The sequence below is a fragment of the Pseudomonas benzopyrenica genome (genome assembly GCF_036884265.1).
In the GTDB taxonomy this organism is placed as follows: domain Bacteria; phylum Pseudomonadota; class Gammaproteobacteria; order Pseudomonadales; family Pseudomonadaceae; genus Chryseomonas; species Chryseomonas benzopyrenica.
Genome location: NZ_CP145723.1, coordinates 2,214,432 through 2,236,995, shown reverse-complemented (window position 1 = coordinate 2,236,995; position 22,564 = coordinate 2,214,432). Strand labels below are relative to the sequence as shown.

Here is a 22,564-nt window from a genome sequence, read left to right as displayed (position 1 = left end):
GGGCGATTCTCCGTTGTTATGCGCCGAGTGTTTCCTGGATCGGGCACGGCAGCAACGGGACAAATGTCCACTCTCGACAGGTCAGGACTGTGAATTCGCCCAGCCCTGATCCCATAGCAGCAAGGCGCAATACAGCTCGGCGGCGTCGGCGAAACGACGTGGATCCCGCCCGGTCAGCGCCTGGATCCGCTCCAGCCGATGCCGCAGCCCATTGCGATGCAGCCCCAGCGCCTCGGCGCAGGCTTGGGGGCTGGCGTCCTGGGCGAACCAGCTGCGCAGCGTCGCGAGCAGCTGGCCGTCGCGATCGGCGCGGCGCAGTCTCGCCAGCGGTTCCAGCAGCCAGGCGCCGCGAGCGCACTCGGCCTGACCCTGCAGCCAAGTCGGCAGGGCCAGATCGTCCAGCGTCACCCGGATGAGGTCAGGTCGCAGTCGCCTGGCCACCGCCAGCAGATCCACGGCCCGCTGGGTCGTCTCGGCCAGGCCGGTCCAGGGTCGCGGCGCGGGGATCCAGGCGCTGCGCCCCAGTGACCAGCCCTGCCCCGGCAGTTCCTCTAGCAGCGCGTCTGGCGCCTCCGCTCCGGGTCGATACCAGAGCCATTGCCCCTCCCCCCGTGGTAGGCACCAACTGTGGGTTACCCGCTGCTGCGCCCAGTCGCCAAAACCCGGTGCTGGCGCGGTGAACTCCAGCAGTAGCACGTCTCGTGGCAGCGCCGGCTGCAGGCCGAGCAGATTGGCGTGGCGACCCAATTCGGGCGCCGCACCAGGTGCGAGCAACTGACGCAGCAAGGGTACGGTCATGCAGGTAGTCGCAGGCGCCTGCCCAGTGGCCTGTTCGATCAGCATTTCCGCGGTCAGGCGCAGGAGTTCGGTGGGCAGCCGCAGCTGCTCGGCGTCTTCCCCGGTCACGCCGAGAACGCCGACCAGCTCGCCCTGGCGATACAGCGGCAGGTTGATACCGGGCTGGGCACCCGCCAGCCGGGCGGCGGCAGTAGCATCCAGCGCCACCGCGCGGCCTTCGGCGATGACCTGGCGCGCCCCGGCATGGCGGGTGAACAGCCGCGCCGGATCACCCGAGCCGATGATCAGCCCGGATGCATCCATGACATTGACGTTGCCGGGCAGGATCCGCATGGCGCGTTCGACGATTTCCTGCGCCAGGGTCTGGCTCAGTTCCATGGCCACCTCTGTAGTTTGGGCGCGCCTTCGCGACGCGCCGTCACCTTAGAGGCGTCGCCTGCCGCCGGGCAAGCCGCCAGACGACCGGGCGCCGTTACTCCGAGGTGCTCAGCACGCCGCGGCGTACCTGGTCGCGCTCGATGGATTCGAACAGCGCCTTGAAGTTGCCCTCGCCGAAACCGGTGTCGCCCTTGCGCTGGATGAATTCGAAGAACACCGGACCCAGCAGGGTCTGGGAGAAGATCTGCAGCAACAGCCGGCGCTCGCCACCCTCGGCACTGCCATCAAGCAGGATGCCGCGGGATTTCAGCGCCTCCACCGGCTCGCCATGATTCGGCAAGCGACCTTCGAGCATCTCGTAGTAGGTCTCCGGGGGCGCGGTCATGAAGCGGGTGCCATAGGCCTTGAGGCGATCCCAGGTGGCGATCAGGTCATCGGTGAGAAAGGCCACGTGCTGGATGCCCTCACCGTTGAACTGCATGAGGAATTCCTCGATCTGCCCGGCGCCGCGGGAGGATTCCTCGTTGAGCGGGATGCGCACCAGACCATCCGGCGCGGTCATGGCCTTGGAGGTGAGGCCGGTGTATTCGCCCTTGATGTCGAAGTAGCGCAACTCGCGGAAGTTGAACAGTCGCTCGTAGAAGTCGGCCCAGTAGGCCATGCGCCCGCGATACACGTTATGGGTCAGGTGGTCGATCACCTTGAGCCCGGCGCCGAAGGGCTTGCGCTCCACCCCCTCCAGAAAGACGAAGTCGATGTCGTAGATGGAGCTGCCCTCCTCGAAGCGATCGATGAGGTACAGGGGCGCGCCGCCGATGCCCTTGATCGCCGGCAGGCGCAATTCCATCGGCCCGGTGGGCATGTCCACCGCCTGGGCGCCCAGCTCCAACGCCTTGGCATAGGCGTGGTGGGAGTCGCGGCAGCGAAAGGCCATGCCGCACACGGACGGGCCGTGCTCCACGGCGAAATAGGCCGCATGGCCGGTCTTCTCGCGATTGACGATGGCATTGATGTCGCCCTGGCGGAACAGCACCACATCCTTGGATCGGTGGTTGGCGACGTGGCTGAAGCCAAGACTCTCCAGCACCGGCTCGATGAAGTTGGGGGTGGGCGAGGCGAATTCGATGAACTCGAAACCCATGAGGCCCATGGGATTTTCAAACAGATCGGCCATGATTGGCTCCTTGACGGGTGACGTGCGGACGTTGTCGATGACGCGGGTCAGCGTGTCGTCAAGGGTGGCGCGCAGGAAATCCCGCGTACGCTGCGGGCCAGGAAGTCACCGAGCAGGAGCTGGCAACCGAGGAACTTCACGAGGTCACCCGCTCCGGGCTATCCGCTTGCAGCGCGGGGTGGGCTTGTTGAAACGCGGGGTCAGCTGCGGCCAGGCTCTCCACGCGCAGCAGGCGCGGGTAGACCGACAGGTCCACCTGGAAACGCCGCGCGGCATAGAGCTGAGGCAGCAGATAGACGTCCGCCAGCCCCCGTTCGCCGAAACAGAATCCGCTATCACCGACCTGCGTCTCCACTGCGGCCAGACCTTCACCTATCCAGTGCGAAATCCAGTCGAGAACGGCCGGCTCGTCCAGGCCCAGACCGCGCAGGCGGTTGAGCACCGCGACATTGTGCAGCGGATGGATATCGCAGCCGATCAGCGCGGCGATGCCGCGATGACGAGCACGCAGCAGTGGCTCGGCTGGCAACAGCGGCACCGCCGGATAGCGTTCTTCCAGATATTCGAGGATGGCGGGTGACTGGATCAGTACCTCACCGCTGTCGAGGCGTAGGCTGGGCACCCGGCCCTGTGGGTTGAGCGCCCGGTAGGCCGGCTGGCGCTGCTCGCCGTCCAGCAGATTGACCGGTACGGCGCGCCAGTCCAGTCCCTTCAGCGCCAGGGCAAGGCGCACCCGGTAGGACGAGGTCGAGCGGTAGTAGGTATAGAGGTCCATCAGGGCTGTCCTGTGGTCGCCGGTCGGCTTTTTATTATGCGTAAGTCAGTTACGTTGAAAGGAATCTGCGCGTGTCCGGCGGGCTTGTCAACGGCGCTCAGGTCAGGAGCCATCCCTGCTGAACGCGTCCAAGCCCGCCCTTCCCTAGCCTGCCGGCAGCACCCGTCCGCGGCACTCGCCGAAGCCGATGCCGGGCAATCCAGGCGTCTGGCAGCGGGCCCTGAAGATGACCTCGTCGCCGTCCTCCAGAAAGGTACGGGTCTCACCACCGGGCAGCTGTAGCGGCTGCTTGCCGCCCTGGGTGAGTTCCAGCAGGCTGCCGCAGCTGTCGGCATCCGGACCGGACAGAGTGCCCGACCCAAGGAAGTCGCCCGGCCTGAGGGCGCAGCCGTTGACCGTGTGATGGGTCACCATCTGCGCCACTGTCCAGTACATGTTCAGGGTGTTGCTCAGGGCGATTCGCTGGGCGGGCAGCCCTTGCGCCTCCATGCGCGGCGTACGCAGCAGCACCTCCAACTCGATATCCAGGGCGCCCTGGGCCTGGTCGTGCTCGTCGAACAGATAGGGCAACGGCTGGGGATCGCCCTCGGGCCGCGCCGGTTGCGCCCGGCGATAGGGTGCCAGGGCTTCCACCGTGACCACCCAGGGCGACAGGGTGCTGGCGAAGCTCTTCGACAGAAAGGGCCCCAGCGGCTGGTATTCCCAGGCCTGGATATCCCGCGCCGACCAGTCGTTGAGCAGGCAGAAGCCAGCGATATGCGCTGCCGCGTCGCCAATGGCGATGGGCTCGCCCTGGGCATTGCCCGGCCCGATCCAGATGCCCAGCTCCAGTTCGTAGTCCAGCCGGCGGCAGGGTCCGAAGACCGGTACGTCCTGCCCGGGTGGCAGCGTCTGGCCCTTGGGCCGCTTGAAGGCCTCGCCGGAAACCCCGAGCGTCGAAGCGCGACCGTGATAGGCGATGGGCACGTGCTTGTAGTTGGGCAGCAGCGGATTGTCCGGGCGGAACAGTCGGCCGATCTGAGTGGCGTGGTGAATACCCACATAGAAATCAGTGTAGTCGCCGACCCGCGCGGGCAGGTACATCCGGCAGGCACCCTGGGGCACCAGCAGGTGTTCGCCCAATTCCTGCAGGTGCTCGCGTTGCGGGTGATCGGCGCGCAGCAGCGCCTGCACGGCCTGGCGTAGGGCGACCCGCGCTTGCGTACCGGCGGCGAAGAAGGCATTCAGTGTCGTCTGGCCGGCCAGCTCGGCGGCGCGCTGGGCCTCGCCCTGGAACAGGCCGGCTTCGAGGGCGAAACCGAGATCGAGGATGAAATCACCCACGGCCACGCCCCCGCGGGGCGTCTCCTCGCCACGACTGAATACGCCCAGGGGCAGGTTGTGCAGGGAAAAATCCGGATGGCCGTTGGCCGAGGCCACCCAGCTGTGCAATTCGTGGGTCATGCCGGTTCTCCCGCGTTGGGCGCGACAAAGGTCTTGGCGAGGCCTGCCCAGCAGGCGTCGTAGTCAGGCTGCAGCAGCGGCGACGCCAGCGCGTGACGGGTCGGCCGCAGGACGCGACCGGTCTCGAACATGAAGGCCATGGTGTTCTCGATCTTGTGCGGCTGCAGGTCGGCGGCGATGGCGTTCTGGGTGGAGACGTGGTCCGGCCCATGGGCGCTCATGCAGCCATGCAGGGAGGCGCCACCCGGCGCGAAGCCATCGGCCTTGGCGTCGTAGGCGCCCTGGATCAGCCCCATGAATTCGTTCATCAGGTTGCGGTGGAACCAGGGCGGGCGGAAGGTGTTTTCCGCCACCATCCAGCGTGGTGGAAAGATCACGAAATCGATGTTGGCCATGCCCTCGATGGCGCCGGGCGCGGTCAGTACGGTAAAGATGGACGGATCCGGATGATCGAAACTGACCGTGCCCAGGGTATTGAAGCGGCGCAGGTCGTATTTGTAGGGCACGTGGTTGCCATGCCAGGCGACCACGTCCAAAGGCGAGTGATCCAACTCGGTTTCCCAGAGCTCGCCGAGAAATTTCTGCACCAACCGGGTCGGCGCCGTGACCTCCTCGAAGCGGGCCACGGGCGACTGGAAGTCCCGCGGATTGGCCAGGCCGTTGCTGCCGATGGGGCCCAACTCCGGCAGGCGCAGGGAGCGACCGTGGTTCTCGCAGACATAACCGCGGACCGCTTCGCCCTCCACTAGCTCCACCCGGAATTTCATTCCGCGCGGGATCACTGCGATCTCCAAGGGTTCGATACGCAGCAACCCCAGCTCGGTGAGCAAATCGAGACGGCCCCACTCGGGCACGATCAGCAATTCGCCATCGGCGTCGTAGAACACTCCGGTCATGCTGGCGTTGGCGGCATAGCGATAGAGGCTGACGCCCTCGGCCTGGTCGCCCTCGGCAGTGGCGACGATCCGCTCCAGCCCGGCGAGGAAATCGGTGGGGGCTTCCGGGAGCGGCAAGGGATTCCAGCGCAGGCGATTGGGCGTTGGGCCACCCAGCTCGGCGCCGGTCAACTGGGCGACGCTGCGCTGAAAACGGCCGTGGGCGGCCGATGGCCTGAGTCGATACAGCCAGGAGCGCCGCGCCTCATGGCGCGGCACGGTGAAGGCCGTCCCGGACAGTTGCTCGGCATAGAGCCCGAAGGGCGCTCTTTGCGGCGAATTCTGCCCGATCGGCAGCGCGCCCGGCAGCGCTTCGGTACTGAAGTGATTGCCGAAGCCGGACTGATAGGTCACGGGCATGGCTGCTTGTTCTTGTCTGTTCACCTGAGCACCCATTATGCGTAATAGGTTTACGCAAAAAGTAAATTGAACCCAGGGGAGCGTCAAGCTATAACGCTGCCTTTCCCCATGCGATCGAGCAGATGACGAACATTCCAGAAGAAGCCCCCCCACGGCGGCAGAAGGTGCAGGCAGCCGAGGTCGGTACCGACATCCTCAAGGCCCTCGCCGAGCTGGCACCCGCTACCTCCTTGTCGCGCTTGGCCAGCCACCTGGACATGCCCGCCAGCAAGGTGCACCGCTATCTGCAGGCCCTGATCGCCAGCGGTTTCGCCGAACAGGATCCGCGCACCAACCATTACGGCCTTGGCCAGGCGGCGCTTTTCGTCGGTCTGGCGGCCTTGGGTCGCCTGGATGTGGTGAAGCTGGCGGCGCCGGTACTGGCCGAGCTGCGCGATGAGGTGGGCGAAACCTGCTTTCTGGCGGTCTGGGGTAACAAGGGGCCGACCGTGGTGCTGGTGGAGCAGGCGGTGCGCGCCGTCACCCTGGTGACCCAGGTTGGCTCGGTGCTGCCGTTGCTGGGCTCTTCCACCGGACTGGTGTTCAACACCTTCCTGTCGGATGCCGAGACCGCGGCGTTGCGTGAAGAGGAGCTGTGCCAACCGGATGCGCCCGCTGCAGCGACGCTGGAAGAAACCGCACGCCAGTTGCGGGAAACCCTAATCCAACCGGTACACGGCCTGCTGATGGCCGGCGTCAACGCGCTCTCCGCGCCCTTGCTGGGTGCCGGTGGCCGACTGGCTGGGGTGCTGACCGTGGTCGGGGCCGCACCAGGCTTCAAGGCCGAGGCGGAAGGTCCTGCCGCGCTCCGCCTCCACGCCGCTGCCCAGGCCATCAGCAGGCGTCTGGGCGGATAAGACAGACAATCTCAACCAACCGGACCCTGCCTTGAGCGCTGCCAGCGGGCGCAACGCTCCGCCTGATCCTTTCTATACTCCATTCGGCTAAAGGATGACCCAGAATGGCCGTTTGCCATTAAGCTTACTGTTAGCGCGTTTATTATTGGCGCACTGCTTTATGGTGACCCCTTCATGAGTGCTCTTTCCTACCGCGATCGCAACCAGGCTCTCAACGACTCCCTGGACAAATTCTGGCAAGTCGCCAAACCCGTGGTCCAGGCGGCCATGGTGATTCATGTAGCGTTACTGGTCATTTTCGTCCTGCTCGACCAGATGCTGATGGCCTGGACCAACGTGATCAGCGTAGCGGCCTATGTGGGCTGCCTGATCGCCCTGCGACAGCGTCGCTATCGCATCGCCAGCCTGACGATGAGCTGCGAGATCGTCGCCCACGCCTGGATCGCCACCTGGCAACTCGGCTGGGACAGCAATTTTCATTACTACGTGCTGTGCATCCTGCCCATCGTCATCTACAACTACCGCACCGCCCCTCTGCGGCATCTGCTGCTGGTCATCGGCATTCTGGTGACCCTGGCGGGTGGCTATCTGCTGCACACACCGGCGACCCTCGCCCCGCTGACGATGAAGCTGTTCGGCACCCTCAACATCATCAGTGCCCTGTTGTTGCTGCTCTACGGCACCGGTGCCTCCTTTCATCACAGCACCAAGATGCAATTGGACCTGCTGCATTCCGCCAGCCACGACAGCCTCACCAACCTCTACAACCGGCGGCGCATTCTCGACCAGGCCGAGAAGCGCAGCGGCGTGAGTGGCAGCCTCATCCTCTTCGACGTCGATCACTTCAAGCACATCAACGATCGCTTCGGCCACGACTGTGGCGACCTGGTGCTGCAACGCATCGCCGACGTCATCCGCCGTGAGGTTCGCCAGTCGGATCTGGCCGCGCGCTGGGGTGGCGAGGAATTCCTGGTACTGCTGCCCAAGGCCCAGAGCGAGGTGGCCTGGGGCGTGGCGGAGCGGATCCGCCAGCGACTGAGCGAGGTGACCCAGTCCCTGGAGCGCGGTCCCGCGCGCGTTACGGCGACCCTGGCCGTGTGCGAGATCCGCGACTGCGAAGCCTTCGCCAGCGCCCTGGAGCGCGCCGACCAGGCGCTCTACCGTGGCAAGCAGGAAGGCCGCGACCGGGTGATGCTGGCGGCCTGAATTCGGGCTCGCCCTAGGCTCAGTACGAGAAGTGCCTGCGCTCGGCGACGTTTCGTACAGAACCTAGACCACGAAACGCTGCAAGGCATTGTGCAGATCGGCAGCCAGGGCGGAAAGTTGCTGGCTGCTGGCGCTGGTCTGCTGAGCGCCGGCGGACGTCTGGGTCGCCGCGTCGCGGATCAGCGTCAGATTGCGATCGACCGCCGCGGTGGTGGCGGTCTGCTCTTCGGTGGCCGCGGCGATGGCGTCGTTGCGCTGGCCGATGGCGGTGATGGCCTGGGTGATGCCCTCCAGCACCTGCCAGGTCGCCTGCGCCTGCTCGCGGGTGTGGCTGGCCTGGATCCGGCTCTGGTCGAGGGCGACCACGGTCTTCTCGCTGACCTGCTGCACACCGTCGATCAGGCCCTCGATCTCCCGGGTGGACTCGCCGGTACGCCGCGCCAGGCCACGCACCTCATCGGCCACCACGGCGAAGCCCCGCCCGGCATCACCCGCACGGGCGGCCTCGATGGCGGCATTGAGCGCCAGCAGGTTGGTCTGCTCGGCCACGTTGCGGATGACGTCGAGCATCTTGCTGATGCCCTTGGACTGCTCGGCCAGGTGATCGGCCTGGGTAGCGGCTTCATCCACATTACCCACCAATTGAGTGATGGCGACCAGGGTCCGCTGCACCTGCGTCTGCCCCTGCTTGGCCTGATCGACGCAGCGCCGCGATTCAGCGGAGGTGGATGTGGCGTGCTCGCACACCGACTGCACCGCCTGATTGAGCAGATTGACCGCATCCGCCGCGTGCTGGATATCAGTCGTCTGCTGCTCCAGGTTGCGGCTGCTCTCATCCATTACCGCGCTCATCTGGGTCGAGGCCGAGGCCAACTGCTCGGAGGCATTGCCGGTATGGGCCAGCACCTCGCGCAGATTGCCTTGCATGCGCTCCAGTGCCAGCAGCAGCATGGCCGCCTCGTCGCGTCCTTGGGGCTGGATAATCTGCCGCAGGTCACCCGCGGCGATGCCGGCGGAGATATCCAGTGCCTGCCGCAGCGGCTGCACCACGCTCCGGGTCAGCCGCCAGGCCAGCAGCAGCAAGAGGAGAATGGCGCCGCCAATGACCGACCAGACGATGGCGCGGGCCTGGAGGAACTGGGCATTGGCCACCTCCTTGGCCTGGGCGGCGCCCTGCTTGTTCAATTCGCGCAGGAGCTGCACCTGCATGTCCATCAGGTCGCCCTTGAGGCCAACCACGGTATCCAGCTGCATCCGCGCAGCCGGAAGCTGCTGCTGCTCGATCAAACGCACCTCCTCGCGCAGTCCTTCCACGAAAGGCAGGTAGGCCTCGTGCAGGGCCTTGACCGAATCCCGCTCGGTCGCATCGGTGATGACCGGCTCATAGTCGCGGAACAGTTGGTCGGTCTCGTTGACCAGCTGCTCCAGGGTCACTCGGCTCATGGCCACGGCGCCTGGGTCTTCGGCGTTGAGCAGGACCACCGAGGCCTGGTTGCGCAACTTGCCGAGGTTGATCGCCAGCGAATCGGCGATGGCGATACTCGGCAACCAGTCCTGTTCCATGCTCAGGGCCTGACGACGCAACTGCTGCATTTCCCATAGCGAAAAGCTGCCCAGCCCGGCGAGCAGGACGGCGGCGAAGGTAAAGGAACACAGCATCCGCGGACCGGTCTTTAAGGCTCTCAGCCAGGAACGACGCGACAGACGACGAAATGGAGCGAGGATACGGCGCATGGAAGGTCACTGCAAAAAGACGTTCGAGTCAGCAGTCTAGGCAAGGGAGATGTCGGATTGATTGCAAAATACTGGCGCCAAAAAACAAATCAGACGATTGCGGTGAAGAAGGGTCGCCGCTAAGGTCCGCCTCCTCCTTTCCGGTCGGTGCAGTCCGCCATGTCCGTCGTTTCCGCCAAGGCCTCCACGTCCCACATCCTGCTGCTCGGCATCGCTCAGATCCTCGTCTGGGGTGGTTCCTTCTTCATTCTGGCCGTGCTCGCCGATCCGGTGGTTCAGGAGACCGGCTGGTCTCGCCAATGGGTCTATGGGGGGCTCTCGCTCGGGGTCCTGGTGTCCGGGTTGCTGGCACCCGCTTGCGGACGCCTGATCGCCCGCCAGGGTGGGCGCACGCTGCTGTCGCTGAGCGGACTGGGCGTTGCCGCCGGCCTGACGCTGATGGCCTGCGCCCAACATCTGCCGGTGTTCCTGCTGGCCTGGGTGGTGATGGGCATCGGCATGGCCGCCGGTCTCTACGATGCACTGTTCGCCACCCTGGGTACCTGCTACGGCGCCCAGGCTCGCTCGGCGATCAGCGGCATCACCCTGGTATCCGGCTTCTGTACCGCCATCACCTGGCCCATCGCGGCCTTCATGGTCAGTCACCTCGGCTGGCGCGGTGCCTGCCTGGCCTATGCGGCCGTTCTCTTGCTGACGATCTGGCCGCTGTACCGGCGCGCCCTGCCCGCGCCAGCCCTCGCCGCCCAGGCACCACGGCCAAGTCAGGTGGCGCCGGAGGTAGCGGTAAACCGTCTGCTCTATACCGTGCTCACGGCGCTCTTCACCCTGGGCGCCGTGCTGATGACGGCCATTTCCATCCAGCTGATCACCCTGCTGCAGGGCCTTGGCTACAGCCTGGCGAGCGCGGTGGCCCTGAGCGCCTGCCTGGGGCCGAGCCAGGTGGCCTCGCGGATCATCGACCTGCTCAATCGCAATGGCCACCCCATGTGGACGGCCCTGGCCTCGGTGATCTGCACGGCAGTCGGTCTGCTGCTGGTGACCCTGGGGCCGAGCCTCGTCTGGGTGACGGTGGTGGGTCTGGTGATCTTTGGCGCGGGCAATGGCCTCAGGGCGATCATTCGTGGCGCCTTGCCCCTGGCGCTGTGGAGTCCGGCCGAATACGCCACGGTCCTGGGACGCATGGCGCGCCCGGCGCTCTTGGGCCAGGCGGCCACGCCCCTGATTTGCGGCTATGTGCTGGAGCACCAGGGTCCGCAGGCAGTGCTGGGATTGCTCTGCCTGCTGGCGCTGATCAACGTGGCGCTGGTCGCCTGGTTGTTCAGAACGCTCCTTGGCCGTGGCGCCGCCTAGTCACAGGCGATTTCCAGAGGGACCAGGCGCAGTTTGATACCGGTACGACGCAGGGTAAGGATATCCCCCTCGCGTTGGCCGACCTCGTCGCCCAGGGTGCTGCGCAGCGTTTCGTCGAGCAGCTGCGCATAGGTCCGGGGATCCTCTTCCTGGCAGCTCTTGGCGATGTGCAGCTCGCCCTGCAGCAACTTGCCCGCAGTGCGACCGCTGGTGAGGTCCACGAGCAGGTAATCTTGATCGGGCTGGTAGGTGAAGGTCATGCGAATTCCCCGGCGGCTGTAGCCATGGGAACCGTGTGTCCCCGGTTGGTTCAGGAAGTCGGATTGCCTTCCTCGTCCAGTCGATTGCGCAGCATCACCAGCGTCTCGCGCAAGTCATCCAATCCGGCGTCGCCCAGCGCGCACACTTCCCGAACCCGGCCGTTCACGCCATTGGCCTGCTCCCGCAGCGTGCGACCTGCAGGCGTCAGTTCGATCGACAGATTGCGCTCGTCTTCCGCACTGCGTCGGCGCGTGACCAGCCCGCCCGCTTCGAGACGCTTGACCACCGGGGTCAGGGCGCCGGAATCCTGTCGCAGACGGTTGGACAGCTCCTTGAGGGTAAGGCCGTCGTGCTCCCAGAGCACCAGCATGATCAGATATTGTGGAAAGGTCAGGCCCATGCTCTCCAGCAGGGGCTTGTAAAGCTGCGTCATCGCCAGCGAAGCCGAATACAGGGAGAAGCACAATTGCTGATCGAGGAGCAGTGGATCTTTGGCTGTCATGGGATTTGCCATTACAAAAAGCGTGAAAGAGTGGAAGGTGCGATCGATCCCAATCCAGGTCAATAGCCCAGATGATAAGGGGTCGGTTGCCGGAAACATCCGGTAACTGGCACTGGATTCCGATGCCACAGGATGCCACAGTGAGCGGCTGGACATAAATAATAAGGGTAATACCTGCATGGCCGTTTCCCCTGCCACGCCAGCCACCGCTGGCGAAACTCCAACCGCCGTTGCCGCAGGCGCTTCGCCGCTGGTAGCAGGAATCTTGGCCTCCTGTGCGCTTGCCCATCTGATCAACGACCTGATCCAGTCCGTACTGCCATCGATCTATCCGATGCTCAAGGACAGCTATGGTCTGACATTTACCCAGATCGGTCTGATCACCCTGGCCTTCCAGATCACTGCCTCCCTGCTGCAACCCTGGATCGGTTTCCACACCGACCGCCATCCTAAACCCTATCTGCTGCCGGCTGGCATGGTCTGCACCCTGATTGGCGTACTGCTGCTCGCCTTTGTCGGCAGCTTTCCGGCAATCCTGGCTGCGTCGGCGCTGATCGGTGTCGGCTCCTCGACCTTCCATCCCGAAACTTCGCGGGTGGCGCGCCTGGCGTCGGGCGGTCGCTTCGGTCTGGCGCAATCCACCTTCCAGGTCGGCGGTAACGCCGGCACGGCCATCGGCCCGCTGCTGGCCGCAGCCATCGTCATCCCCTACGGCCAGACCCACGTCGCCTGGTTCGCGCTCTTCGCGCTGTTCGCCATCGGCGTGCAATATGGGCTGTCGCGCTGGTATCGCAATCACCTGCGCAGCGCCAAGGGTCGCAAAGCAGCCGCGGTCAGCCACGGCCTGTCGCGCGGGCGAGTGACCTTCGCCTTGATCGTGCTGGCCTTGCTGGTGTTCTCCAAGTACATCTACATGGCCAGCATCACCAGCTACTTCACCTTCTACCTGATCGAAAGATTCGGTCTCTCGGTGGCCAGCTCCCAGCTGCACCTCTTTCTCTTCCTGGGTGCAGTCGCGGCGGGCACCTTCTTCGGTGGCCCCATTGGCGATCGCATCGGTCGCAAGGCCGTCATCTGGTTCTCGATCCTGGGTGCGGCGCCCTTCACCCTCGCCCTGCCCTACGTCGATCTGTTCTGGACCAGTGTGCTCAGCGTCGTCATCGGCTTCATTCTGGCTTCGGCCTTTTCGGCCATCGTGGTCTACGCCCAGGAACTGGTCCCGGGCAACGTTGGCATGATCGCCGGAATCTTCTTTGGCCTGATGTTCGGCTTCAGCGCCATCGCCGCCGCCGGCCTGGGCAATCTGGCGGACCATCGCGGCATCGAATACGTCTACCAGTTGTGCTCCTATATGCCGCTGCTGGGCATCCTCACCATCCTGCTGCCGTCCACCCGCCGCAAGGCGGTCTGAGGCCCAAGCCACGGGAGCGCAAGGCTCCCGTGGCGAAGCGCTGCGCCACCCGCTACGCTGGCCGCCCCCTGAGCTTTCGCCGAGTCGCGATGAAGAGTCCGCTGCACTACCTGGTCCGTTATCCTTCCGCCAACCTGCTGTTCATCCAGTTGCTCGGCCTGCTGCTCTATCCCTTCGTGGAACAGGAAGAGCACGGTCGCGCCATCATCGGTGCCTTTGGCATCATCGTCCTGGCCACCGCCCTGCGCATGGTCCGACGCAGCCCGACCATCCAGTGGCTGGGCTTCATCCTCGCCGGCTGCATCCTGGTGCTCACGGTACTGGTGGAATGGCATGGCGATCGGCACCTGGTGGTGTCCCTGGCCATCCTCGATGCGATCTTTTATTTCTATGCCGCCGGCAGCCTCATCGCCTACATGATGGAGGATCAGCGGGCCACCACCGACGAACTCTTCGCGGTGGGCGCGACCTTCACCCTGCTGGCCTGGGCCTTCGCTCACGCCTATTCGGCCTGCCAGATCCTGCAGCCCAACAGTTTCACCGCCGCCAACGATCCTCTCGCCGCCCGCACCTGGACGGAGCTGCTCTACGTCAGCTTCGCCATCCTGTCGGGTGTCGGCCTGAGCGACATCTACCCGATCAAGCCGATGGCGCGCTCGCTGGTCATGCTCGGTCAGTTCTCCGGAGTCATGTACATCGCCCTGGTAGTGACCCGGTTGGTCACCCTGACGGTGCGCAACCGCTAGCCGAATCTCGCCAGGCTGAAGCTGTCCAGATCGATGTCGCTGTGCCCGGTGGTCATGCGCTGGGCAAGCGCCTCGCCCAGCGCGGCCGAATGCTTGAAGCCATGTCCCGAACAGGCGCTGACCACGGTCACGCCCGGCAGCGCGGGATGCTCGTCGACGATGAAACCGAAATCGGGCGTGACGGTGTAGGCGCAGACGGCGCTGCGCACCGTGCGCGCCGAAAGAGCGCCGACCCACCTCCCCACTTGATCACTGAACAGCTGGTGCGATTCTCCCGGGTGTAGATTTCGATCAATGTCTATAGGGGTGGTATTATCCGTATATTGTTCGGTGGCGACCTTTACGGCGTTCTCGCCGGGCAACGGTGGAAAGCCGTAGAAGAGATCGCTGTCGCCACTGCCGTGGGCCAGGATGAAGCTGGGCGAATCGCTCGGGAACAGCGCGGGGTCGGCTACCTCGAACCAATGCAGGCTCTGGCGGCAAACGCGCAGCAACCGATCGAAAGGCGCTCCCAGCAGTTCAGCGCTCCACATACCGGCGGCGACGATGACCCGCTTCGCTCGCCAGCTGCTCTGGGCAGAATGCAGTCGCACGCCCTGCCCGTCCGCTTCCAGGCGTTCGATGACCGTATCGGTGTAGATCCGCGCACCCCGCTCCAGAGCCCCGTCCAGCTGCGCCTGGATACAGGCTTCCGGATACAGATAGCCGCCTCCCGGCTCGAAATAGCCGAGAGCATCGTCTGCCACGCGAAATTGCGGGAAACGCTGGCGAATGGCGGCGCCTTCCCAGGCTTCGTGGGGGATGCCGTATTGGCGAGCTAGTTCCAGCGTCGCCCGGGTGAAATCCGGGCGACCGTGATGGGAGGTGGCCGTCGCCGTGGCGGTCATGATCAGCACGCCACATTGCTCGAAGAGGCTGACGCCCCGCTCCGCTTCCAGCTCGCGCCAGAGCTGCTGCGAGCGGAGCGCCAGGGGCACGTAGGCTGCGCCCTCGCCCACCGCCTGGCGGGTAATGCGCGTTGCGCCGTGACTGGAACCCAGGTCGTGGGGTGGCGAATGGCGATCGATGCCCGCGACCTTCACGCCACGCTTGGCCAAGTGGTAAAGCGTGGCCGAACCCATGGCGCCCAGCCCCAGCACGATCACGTCAAAGGTCGAGTCTTGCACGCCTATCTCCTGGGCATCCTGGCGGAGTGGGCACTCTAGCAGAGCTGCCAAGGTCGTAAGGGGCACTGCACCACCCTGTTTTCCATTTGGCACGGTGCGAGACATGCAGGGATCTTTTACGAAGGGGTGGTATTACCAGGGAAGACTGGAAACGCAAGGGCGATCCTCGGTCCCTAGCGGGCGCGCTGAAAGGGGCGCCGTAGGGTGTAACGGTGCATCCACGGCGCGCCAGCCAAAACGCCGACCCAGTTCGCGATAACCGGAGAACACGAAATCACCGCTGCGCATCCGGTAGGCACCGCGCCGGGCGCGGTAGACCCGCGGGATGAGATACCAGGGCAAGCCCGGAAGATCGTGGTGAACCAGGTGCAGGGTATTGTTGAGAAACAGCCAGCGCATGGCCCCGCCGCTTTCGTTGAGCACGCAGCGCTGGGCAGGATCCACGGCCGGGCGATGCTCGTAGAAGGATCTGACCAGTGCCAACGCCAGCGCCGGCCAGGCGACCCCCAGCACATAGACGGCAACGGGCATTCCAGACAGCCCGTGGATCGTCAGAAGCAGTCCCGCGCACAGCGCCAGATGCTCCAGCCAGACGCGCAGTACGCCCTGCTCGCCACGCCGCCAGCGACCCAGTTCGTGATCCAGCATGCCGTGCAGCGACAGGACCGGTCCCACCAGGATTCGCCCGGTCAGGGTCTTGTCCAGCCAGAGCAAGGCACGCCCGGTCTGTCCTCGCCGCTCCCATAGCTCCCCATCGACATAGCGGCTCTCGGGATCCAGCGTGGGGTCGGTAAGGGTCTCGCGGCGATGGTGGGCCAGGTGGCTGTCGCGGTAGAGCGGAAAGGGAAACCAGAGGCCGAGCGGCGGATAGGCCAACAGCGCATTCACACGGGACCAGCGCGTGGGGTGACCATGGATCAGCTCGTGTTGCAGGGACTGGTGCAGCACCACGACCAGTATCAGCGGCGGCAGTGTCCAGTAGCCGAGCAATGGCCAGGCCCAGATGAGCGTCAGCCAGCTGGCGTAAACGCCAACCACCAGCCCCCAGGTAGGCCACTCGCTGCGGGCGGCAAAGGTACTCAGAAGTAATTTGACCAGGCGGCGATGCCGCGCATCCAGATAGACAGTCACCACGGGGTCCTGATAGCGGATAACAGTGGTGACCCTAGGGACAAACGGTCGAGAAGCCAAATATCGTTAAAGCATTACCTCATGAAGAAGTTGCTCTCGGGCATTCGGTCTAGACAACTCCAGCGCTATTCCAAACGGGTTCCGACACCAACTTTCCATCACTCACTGTTTTATACCCCTGGCTTTAAAAGCCTAAGCTTAGAAGTAAAAAACCCATTAACTGAGTTCAGGTGTTGCCGGAAAGACAGTTATCTGGCGAGACAACTAAGGGCATATCCTTAGCAGCTTTGAAGATTGGCAGCGCTCTCCGCGAGTCTTCTAGACTCGTTGGACTTTCGTTCTGCCAGAAGTGGCCATGCGCTTCTTTATCGATATTTTCCCTAGCACTAAGACCGCGCCCTTTTTCGCGGCGAAGGGTCCTGCGAGCCAGCGGGCCTTCCACCCGCGCCGGGTCAAGGTGCGGCGGGCAGCCGCTCACGGACAGGCCATATCCCCTGGCTGTCGCCCGGTAACGAGGCTACCGGCGCTGAACGACCTGGTTCATCGCCTGGTCGCGACGATCCTGCTGATCGGTCGCACCAACGCCGCCCACATCGAAATGGCCCGTCTTGGCCTCGCTTGCCCTGAATCCCGCCCGACACGACCACAAGGATCTCCTATCCCATGAGCACCCTCTCCGCAGGCTGGGGCGCCGGCCCTTCCGAACGCCATGCCGAACTCTCAGCGCGCTTCCAGCCGCTGTTCCAGCGCATTCGCGCACGTGCCATCGAGCGCGAGGTGCAGCGGCGGCTGCCGGTCGCAGAACTGGACTGGCTGAAGGCGGCCGGCTTCACCGCGTTGCCGGTACCGATCGAGCACGGTGGCGCCGGTGTCACGCTGCCAGAGTTGTTCGCCCTGCTCATCGAGCTCGGCGAGGCGGATTCCAATCTGGTCCAGGCGCTGCGCGGTCACATGGGCTTTGTCGAAGGGTTGCTCAACAGCGATGACCAGGCACGCCGCACACGCTGGTTCGCCCGTATTGCTGCCGGCGAAACCCTGGGTCCGGCGTCCAGCGAAGTCGGCGATGCCCGGCGGGCCGAATTCAGCACCCGCTTGCGCCGGGAGGGAGACGCCCTGCTGCTCTCCGGCACCAAGTTCTACACTACCGGTTCGCTCTATGCCGACTGGATCGACGTGGGTGCCACCGACGACGCTGGCGACCGCGTAATGGCCACTGTCCGCCGCGAGGCACCCGGCGTCGAGGTGGTGGACAACTGGAACGGTTTCGGCCAGACCCTGACCGCCAGTGGCACGGCGACCTTCACCAATGTGCGGGTGGAACCCACCGATGTGGTCACCGTGGGCGAGCGCTTCCGCTATTCGCCCGGCTTCTTCCAGGTCTTTCATCTCGCCAATCTGGCGGGCCTGGGCCGGGCCATGAGCAGCGAGGTGGCCGCCGCGGTCGCGGCCCGTACCCGCACCTTCACCATCGGCAACGCCGACCGTGTCAGCCAGGATCCGCAGGTGCTGGCCGTGGTGGGCCAGGTACGCAGCGCCGCCTATTGTGCCGGGGTGATCGCGCTGAAGAATGCCGAGGCATTGCAGCGCGTGCATGACCTCCGGCAGGCGGACGACCAGGCCGCCGAGGACAGCGCCGTGGCACTGGCCGAACTGGAGGTCTGCCAATCGCTCAATGTGGTCACGGACCTGATCATCGACGCCTCCGGCCGCCTGTTCGATGCCTTGGGCGCCTCGGCCACGCTGAGACCCTTGGGACTGGATCGCTTCTGGCGCAATGCCCGCACCCTCGCCTCCCACAATCCGCGCATCTACAAGGATCGTATCGTCGGTGACTTCGCGGTCAACGGCACTCCGCCACCGCCGCAATGGAAGATCGGCGTCGCCTAGGCTGCCGAAGCAGCCGGAAACGCCGACGAGAGCGGCCCTGCCCCGCTGTTCGCCGCCCCCGGCGATGCTTTAAGCTCGCCGGCTTTCCCCCAGGAGCGGTGTCATGGAAAGGTCGCGCAGCAATCGTCAGGCCATGTGGAAGGCTATCAAGGATCCGCGCTTCATCCCTGTCGTCGTGGCGGCGGTGTGCATCGTGCTGTTCTTCGTCCTGGGGCTGGTCGACGTCCTGGGCAACTGATCCCGCCGCTCCCGGTCGCGGCACGCGCCATCACCGCGCCTCGCCGGGGCCACGCGGACGGTCACCCAGAATGGTCGCCCGGTGCATCACGCGACGCTGGGGACGATAGTCGTCACAGGCATAGTGCTGGGTGATGCGATTGTCCCAGAAGGCCAGGTCGCCCACCCGCCATTGCCAGCGCACCTGGAACTCCGGTCGGGCGGCGTGGGCGAACAGCAGCTGCAGCAGCGCATCGCTTTCGGCCTCTTCCAGCTCGTGGATCCGGGTGGTGAAGCCGGCGCTGACGAACAATCCCTTGACCCCGCTTTCCGGATGTACCCGTACCACCGGATGGCGTACCGGCGGATTGGCGGCGCGTGCCGCGTTGAAGCTCTGCAGGCCTTCCGCGGTATGGCCGAAGCGTTCCAGTGGAAAGGACTTGCTCAGGTCGTGCCAGGCGCTCAGGCCGTCGAGCAATTTGCGCAGCGGCGCGGACAAGGCCGCATAGGCCGCCGAATTGCTCGCCCAGAGGGTGTCGCCGCCGTACGCCGGCACCTGGCGTGCGCTCAGCAGCGATCCCAGGGGTGGCGTCTGGATGAAGGTGACGTCGGTATGCCAGAGCGCATTGTCCCGCAGATCGTTCAACTCGGTATCCAGCACCAGGATTTCCTGCTGCTCGGGATGCTTGGGATAGATCGGATGGATGTGCAGATCACCGAAATGGGCGGCTACGTCCCGTTGCTGGCGAGGCGTGAGCAACTGGTCACGGAGGAACAGCACCTGGTGCTCCAGCAATCCCCGATGCAGTGCGACATGGCTGGCGGGATCCAGGGCCTCGCGCAAATCCAGGCCATGGACGCGCGCACCCAAGGCAGAGCCGAGACGTTCGAAGGTGATGGCCATCACGAGCTCCTCAGCGCCAACCGGCATAGCGTCGCTGCAGGGCGCGCAAGCCGAGCTCGATGGACAGCGCGATGCTGGCGATCAGCAGGATGCCCACCACCACCACATCGGTGGCCATGAATTGCGCCGCCGATTGCACCATGAAGCCCAGGCCGCGATTGGCGGCGATCAACTCGGCCGCCACCAGGGTCGACCAGCCCACACCCAGGGCGATACGCAGGCCGGTGAGAATGTCCGGCAAGGCGCTGGGCAGGATGACGTGACGCACCACCTGCCCTCGCGACGCGCCCAGGCAGCGCACTGCCTGGAGACGCGCTCGATCGACCCGCCGCACCCCGCCCACGGTGGCGATCAGCAACGGTGCGAACAGCGCCAGATAGATCAGCAGCACCTTGGACAACTCGCCGATACCGAACCAGATCACCATAAGCGGCAGATAGGCCAGCGGCGGGATCGGTCGATAGAACTCCACCAGCGGATCCAGTGCGGCATTCAGCGTGGGATTGAGGCCCATGGCGATACCCAGGGGCACCTCGGTCAACACGGCTGCCAGTAGCGCAGCCAGGACTCGCAGGAGGCTGGTGCCCAGGTGTTGCCAGAGGCTGGCATCCAGGTAGCCCTCGGCGAGCAGCCCCTGCAGGGCGACCAGCAGTTGCTCGGGCGACGGCAGGAACAGGGTGTCCACCCAGCCCAGATGGGTCGCGCTCCACCAGAGCGTCGCCACGCCGGCCAAGGTGCCTAGCGCCGCCACGCGACGGCGATCCAGGCGCAATCGACGGCGCTCTCGGGAGTCCTGCAGAGTGGAAACGAGGGTGTCAGAGGACATGATCGGGCGACTCCTGCAGAAAGAGGTCGAGCAACTCCTGGCGCAGCTCGGCGAAACGGGGATCGGCCTTGATCCGGCGAACGGGCTCCCCTGCCAGATAACGGCGGGCGAAAGGCACGTCCAGGCGCCGCACGATGCGCGCCGGCGGCCCGTCCAACACCAGCAGATCGGTGGCCAGAAACAGCGCCTCATCGACGCTGTGGGTGATGAGGAACAGGCCCTTGCCGGTGCGCTTCCATACCTCCAGCAGCAGCACCTGCATCCGTTCCCGGGTCAGGGCGTCGAGGGCGCCGAAGGGTTCGTCCAGCAGCAGGAAATCCGGATCCACCGCCAGGGCGCGGGCGAGCCCCAGGCGCTGGCGCTGCCCCCCGGACAATTCGCCGATGCCATGGCCGGCATGGTGCGCCAGCCCGACCAGGTCAAGCATCTCGCGGGCCTTGTCCTCGCGTTCACGCCGGCTCAACCCCCGCAGGCGCAAGCCGAGCGCGACATTGTCGAGGGCATTGAGCCAAGGCATCAGGGCATCGTCCTGGAACACCACGCCGCGCTCGCCGCCCGGTCCCGCCAAGGTACGACCATCGAGCTGCACACGCCCCGCGTCCAGCGATTGGAACCCGGCGAGGACGTTGAGCAGGCTGGATTTACCGCAACCGGACGGCCCCAGTACCACCAGGGAAGCGCCCTTCTCCACCGCGAGGTCGAGCTGCTGCAAGATCGGTTGACGGCGACCACCGCGGACGAATCCGAGACTGGCCTGTTCCAGGGTGAGTCGACTCATGACCGGCTCCTGTCGGCAGGGAAAAAAAGCCCCTCCAAAGAGGGGCGAGTCGTGGCGTGAAGAAGGGTCGTTACTGGGCCGCGCGGACGTATTCGGCGCTGATATAGGGAGAGTAGTCGTCGAGCACCGTGGGAATGCGCTTCTGTTCCTTGAGGAATTCGGCGGTACGAGCGATGGCCTTGGCCGTGCCACCACCGAGCAGCTCAGGGCTCAGTTGGGCCTCGGCGTCCGGATAACGGGACCCGGCGAGGAGCTCAGGCACATCAGCGGCGTCCGCGCCGGTCAGGCGAGCGATCTTCTTGGCCTGCTCGGACCCGGCGTTCCAGTCCTTGCCGTGGGCCTGATAGTCGGCAAAGGCCTGCAAGGTGACCTTGGCGTACTGGGCGAGGATTTCGGGGTGCTTTTCAGCGAAGTCCTTGCGCGCCACCCAGACCTCGAAGGTCGGTGCCCCCCAGCTGCCTACCTGGGCCGCATCGGCGAGGACCTTGCCGTTCTTCTTGATCTCGCCCAACGCCGGTGACCAGACAAAGGCGCCATCGATGTCGCCCCGGCGCCAGGCCGCGGCGATCTCGGTGGGATTGAGATTGACGATCTTGACCTTGGTCGGGTCCACGCCCCAGTGCTTGAGCGCGCCGAGCAGGCTGTAGTGCGAGGTGGAGACGAAGGGGGTGGCGATGGTCTTGCCAACCAGTTGCTCGGGTTGGTCGATACCGCTGCCATTGCGCACCACCAGGGCTTCGGCGGAATCGATCTGTGCGGCGACGAGGAAGGTCACCAGCGGCAGCTTGCGCGAGGTGGCCGCTGCCAGGGGGCTGGAACCTAGATTGCCGATTTGCACATCCCCCGAAGCCAGTGCGGCGACGACCTCGGGACCACTGTTGAAACGGCGCCAGTCGATCTTGTGACCGACCGCCTTGTCGTAGAGGCCATCGGCCTGGGCGACCTTGGAGGGATCGACACCGGTCTGGTAGCCCACCACCAGATCGACCGCGGACGCCTGCCCCGCGAGCGCTGCCATGCCTACAGCCAGAACCAGGGATTTGATCAGCGAATTCACAAAGGCCTCCTTGTCGGCAGACGCGCCAAAGCGCGTCCTCGGCATCAACGCGATGCCTGTTGGAGGCCAAGCTAAACGATCTAAAGATCGCTTGATAAATAACTACATGGAATCAGCTTAGGCAGAGAGCCGGAAGGTCATCTACCGGCTGGCAAGGTAACCGTCCCGAACAGCGAGCCGCGGCCTGGAACCAGGCCGCAAGAGACAGGGATCAGCCTTTGCGCTGATTGAGGAAGCGGAAGCAGCCAGCCAGCAGATCGTCGAAGCGCCAGGGCTTGGGCAGATAGTAGATATCGGGGGCGCGTTCGGGCTGGAGTTCTTCGAAATAACCCGAAGAGACGATGATGGGCAGACCCGGCAGCTGCTGCTTGACGCGGCGCGCCAGCTCCAGACCATCGATGGCACCTGGCATGCGGACATCGGTGATCAGCAGATCCGGCGTCGGACGTGCACTAGACAGGTACTCCCAGGCTTGATCCGCGGTACCAAAGGTGCGCACCTGAAAGCCTTCACCTTCGAGCACCTCTTCCATCAGCCCGAGCAACATGTTCTCGTCTTCGACGACCACTACCACTGGTTTCATAAATCCGCTCGATCTCCGCAGGTCCGCCATCTGACTGGACGTATCTC

22 protein-coding genes are annotated in these 22,564 nt (G+C 64.9%); 7 read left to right on the top strand and 15 right to left on the bottom strand.

Annotated features, from left to right (window positions below):
• Window positions 1-81 precede the first annotated feature (81 nt).
• The 5 genes from V6W80_RS10495 to hmgA form a co-directional block, all read right to left on the bottom strand.
• Complete coding sequence (locus V6W80_RS10495) at window positions 82-1,176, bottom strand: CdaR family transcriptional regulator (protein WP_338546974.1); 1,095 nt, start codon at window positions 1,174-1,176, stop codon at window positions 82-84.
• A gap of 94 nt (window positions 1,177-1,270) precedes the next feature.
• Entirely contained in the window at window positions 1,271-2,350 is a 1,080-nt protein-coding gene (gene hppD, locus V6W80_RS10490) for a 4-hydroxyphenylpyruvate dioxygenase (RefSeq protein WP_338546971.1), read from the bottom strand.
• Between the two features lie 136 nt (window positions 2,351-2,486).
• A complete protein-coding gene (gene maiA / locus V6W80_RS10485) occupies window positions 2,487-3,125 on the bottom strand; it encodes a maleylacetoacetate isomerase (protein WP_338546969.1) in 639 nt (212 codons plus the stop codon).
• A 144-nt stretch (window positions 3,126-3,269) separates the two neighbouring features.
• The gene (gene fahA / locus V6W80_RS10480; protein WP_160922351.1) at window positions 3,270-4,568 is read right to left on the bottom strand and encodes a fumarylacetoacetase; all 1,299 of its coding nucleotides are present in this window, start codon (window positions 4,566-4,568) and stop codon (window positions 3,270-3,272) included.
• Window positions 4,565-5,863 (bottom strand): homogentisate 1,2-dioxygenase, encoded by a 1,299-nt coding sequence (hmgA, locus tag V6W80_RS10475; RefSeq protein WP_338546966.1) that lies wholly within the window; start codon window positions 5,861-5,863, stop codon window positions 4,565-4,567. Before hmgA ends, fahA begins: the two co-directional genes overlap by 4 nt.
• Before the next feature lie 122 nt (window positions 5,864-5,985).
• Between hmgA and V6W80_RS10470 the strand changes: the two genes are divergently transcribed.
• Together V6W80_RS10470 and V6W80_RS10465 are read left to right on the top strand one after the other, a co-directional pair.
• Complete coding sequence (locus V6W80_RS10470; protein ID WP_338546965.1) at window positions 5,986-6,759, top strand: IclR family transcriptional regulator; 774 nt, start codon at window positions 5,986-5,988, stop codon at window positions 6,757-6,759.
• Window positions 6,760-6,933: 174 nt separating this feature from the next.
• Window positions 6,934-7,965 (top strand): GGDEF domain-containing protein, encoded by a 1,032-nt coding sequence (locus V6W80_RS10465; RefSeq protein ID WP_017639925.1) that lies wholly within the window; start codon window positions 6,934-6,936, stop codon window positions 7,963-7,965.
• A gap of 63 nt (window positions 7,966-8,028) precedes the next feature.
• Here V6W80_RS10465 and V6W80_RS10460 read toward each other — a convergent pair whose 3' ends face one another.
• Window positions 8,029-9,624: a methyl-accepting chemotaxis protein gene (locus V6W80_RS10460; RefSeq protein WP_338546964.1), complete on the bottom strand. Its 1,596-nt coding sequence runs from the start codon at window positions 9,622-9,624 to the stop codon at window positions 8,029-8,031.
• Window positions 9,625-9,858: 234 nt separating this feature from the next.
• On the opposite strand from V6W80_RS10460, the gene V6W80_RS10455 reads away from it, so the two are divergent.
• Window positions 9,859-11,049 carry an MFS transporter gene (locus tag V6W80_RS10455; protein WP_338546962.1) on the top strand — a complete coding sequence of 397 codons (1,191 nt, stop codon included), beginning with the start codon at window positions 9,859-9,861 and terminating at the stop codon, window positions 11,047-11,049.
• On the opposite strand, the gene V6W80_RS10450 is transcribed toward V6W80_RS10455, so the two are convergent.
• Both V6W80_RS10450 and V6W80_RS10445 read right to left on the bottom strand, forming a co-directional pair.
• Window positions 11,046-11,309, bottom strand: coding sequence for a hypothetical protein (locus V6W80_RS10450; RefSeq protein ID WP_017639928.1), 264 nt, complete (start codon window positions 11,307-11,309; stop codon window positions 11,046-11,048). The genes V6W80_RS10455 and V6W80_RS10450 overlap by 4 nt on opposite strands.
• Window positions 11,310-11,359: 50 nt before the next feature.
• The gene (locus tag V6W80_RS10445; RefSeq protein ID WP_017639929.1) at window positions 11,360-11,812 is read right to left on the bottom strand and encodes a MarR family winged helix-turn-helix transcriptional regulator; all 453 of its coding nucleotides are present in this window, start codon (window positions 11,810-11,812) and stop codon (window positions 11,360-11,362) included.
• A 178-nt stretch (window positions 11,813-11,990) separates the two neighbouring features.
• Between V6W80_RS10445 and V6W80_RS10440 the strand changes: the two genes are divergently transcribed.
• Together V6W80_RS10440 and V6W80_RS10435 are read left to right on the top strand one after the other, a co-directional pair.
• On the top strand, window positions 11,991-13,223 hold the full coding sequence (locus V6W80_RS10440) for an MFS transporter (RefSeq protein WP_026083712.1): 1,233 nt from the start codon (window positions 11,991-11,993) through the stop codon (window positions 13,221-13,223).
• Window positions 13,224-13,312: 89 nt separating this feature from the next.
• Window positions 13,313-13,969 carry an ion channel gene (locus tag V6W80_RS10435; RefSeq protein WP_160922782.1) on the top strand — a complete coding sequence of 219 codons (657 nt, stop codon included), beginning with the start codon at window positions 13,313-13,315 and terminating at the stop codon, window positions 13,967-13,969.
• Here V6W80_RS10435 and solA read toward each other — a convergent pair.
• Window positions 13,966-15,090: an N-methyl-L-tryptophan oxidase gene (gene solA / locus V6W80_RS10430; RefSeq protein WP_338547401.1), complete on the bottom strand. Its 1,125-nt coding sequence runs from the start codon at window positions 15,088-15,090 to the stop codon at window positions 13,966-13,968. The genes V6W80_RS10435 and solA overlap by 4 nt on opposite strands.
• A gap of 177 nt (window positions 15,091-15,267) precedes the next feature.
• Window positions 15,268-16,266 carry a fatty acid desaturase gene (locus V6W80_RS10425; RefSeq protein WP_338546959.1) on the bottom strand — a complete coding sequence of 333 codons (999 nt, stop codon included), beginning with the start codon at window positions 16,264-16,266 and terminating at the stop codon, window positions 15,268-15,270.
• A 663-nt stretch (window positions 16,267-16,929) separates the two neighbouring features.
• On the opposite strand from V6W80_RS10425, the gene V6W80_RS10420 reads away from it, so the two are divergent.
• On the top strand, window positions 16,930-18,153 hold the full coding sequence (locus V6W80_RS10420; RefSeq protein WP_338546957.1) for an acyl-CoA dehydrogenase family protein: 1,224 nt from the start codon (window positions 16,930-16,932) through the stop codon (window positions 18,151-18,153).
• Window positions 18,154-18,256: 103 nt separating this feature from the next.
• A complete protein-coding gene (locus tag V6W80_RS10415) occupies window positions 18,257-18,391 on the top strand; it encodes a hypothetical protein (protein WP_017639934.1) in 135 nt (44 codons plus the stop codon).
• 30 nt (window positions 18,392-18,421) lie between these two features.
• Here V6W80_RS10415 and tauD read toward each other — a convergent pair whose 3' ends face one another.
• From tauD to V6W80_RS10390, 5 genes are all read right to left on the bottom strand, one after another.
• Window positions 18,422-19,273 carry a taurine dioxygenase gene (gene tauD / locus V6W80_RS10410; RefSeq protein ID WP_338546954.1) on the bottom strand — a complete coding sequence of 284 codons (852 nt, stop codon included), beginning with the start codon at window positions 19,271-19,273 and terminating at the stop codon, window positions 18,422-18,424.
• Between the two features lie 10 nt (window positions 19,274-19,283).
• Window positions 19,284-20,099: a taurine ABC transporter permease TauC gene (tauC, locus tag V6W80_RS10405; RefSeq protein ID WP_338546952.1), complete on the bottom strand. Its 816-nt coding sequence runs from the start codon at window positions 20,097-20,099 to the stop codon at window positions 19,284-19,286.
• On the bottom strand, window positions 20,089-20,877 hold the full coding sequence (locus V6W80_RS10400; protein ID WP_338546950.1) for a taurine ABC transporter ATP-binding protein: 789 nt from the start codon (window positions 20,875-20,877) through the stop codon (window positions 20,089-20,091). The genes tauC and V6W80_RS10400 overlap by 11 nt, the downstream gene beginning before the upstream one ends.
• 70 nt (window positions 20,878-20,947) lie before the next feature.
• Complete coding sequence (tauA, locus tag V6W80_RS10395; RefSeq protein ID WP_338546948.1) at window positions 20,948-21,979, bottom strand: taurine ABC transporter substrate-binding protein; 1,032 nt, start codon at window positions 21,977-21,979, stop codon at window positions 20,948-20,950.
• A 166-nt stretch (window positions 21,980-22,145) separates the two neighbouring features.
• On the bottom strand, window positions 22,146-22,517 hold the full coding sequence (locus tag V6W80_RS10390) for a response regulator (RefSeq protein ID WP_017639939.1): 372 nt from the start codon (window positions 22,515-22,517) through the stop codon (window positions 22,146-22,148).
• Between the last annotated feature and the right edge of the window lie 47 nt (window positions 22,518-22,564).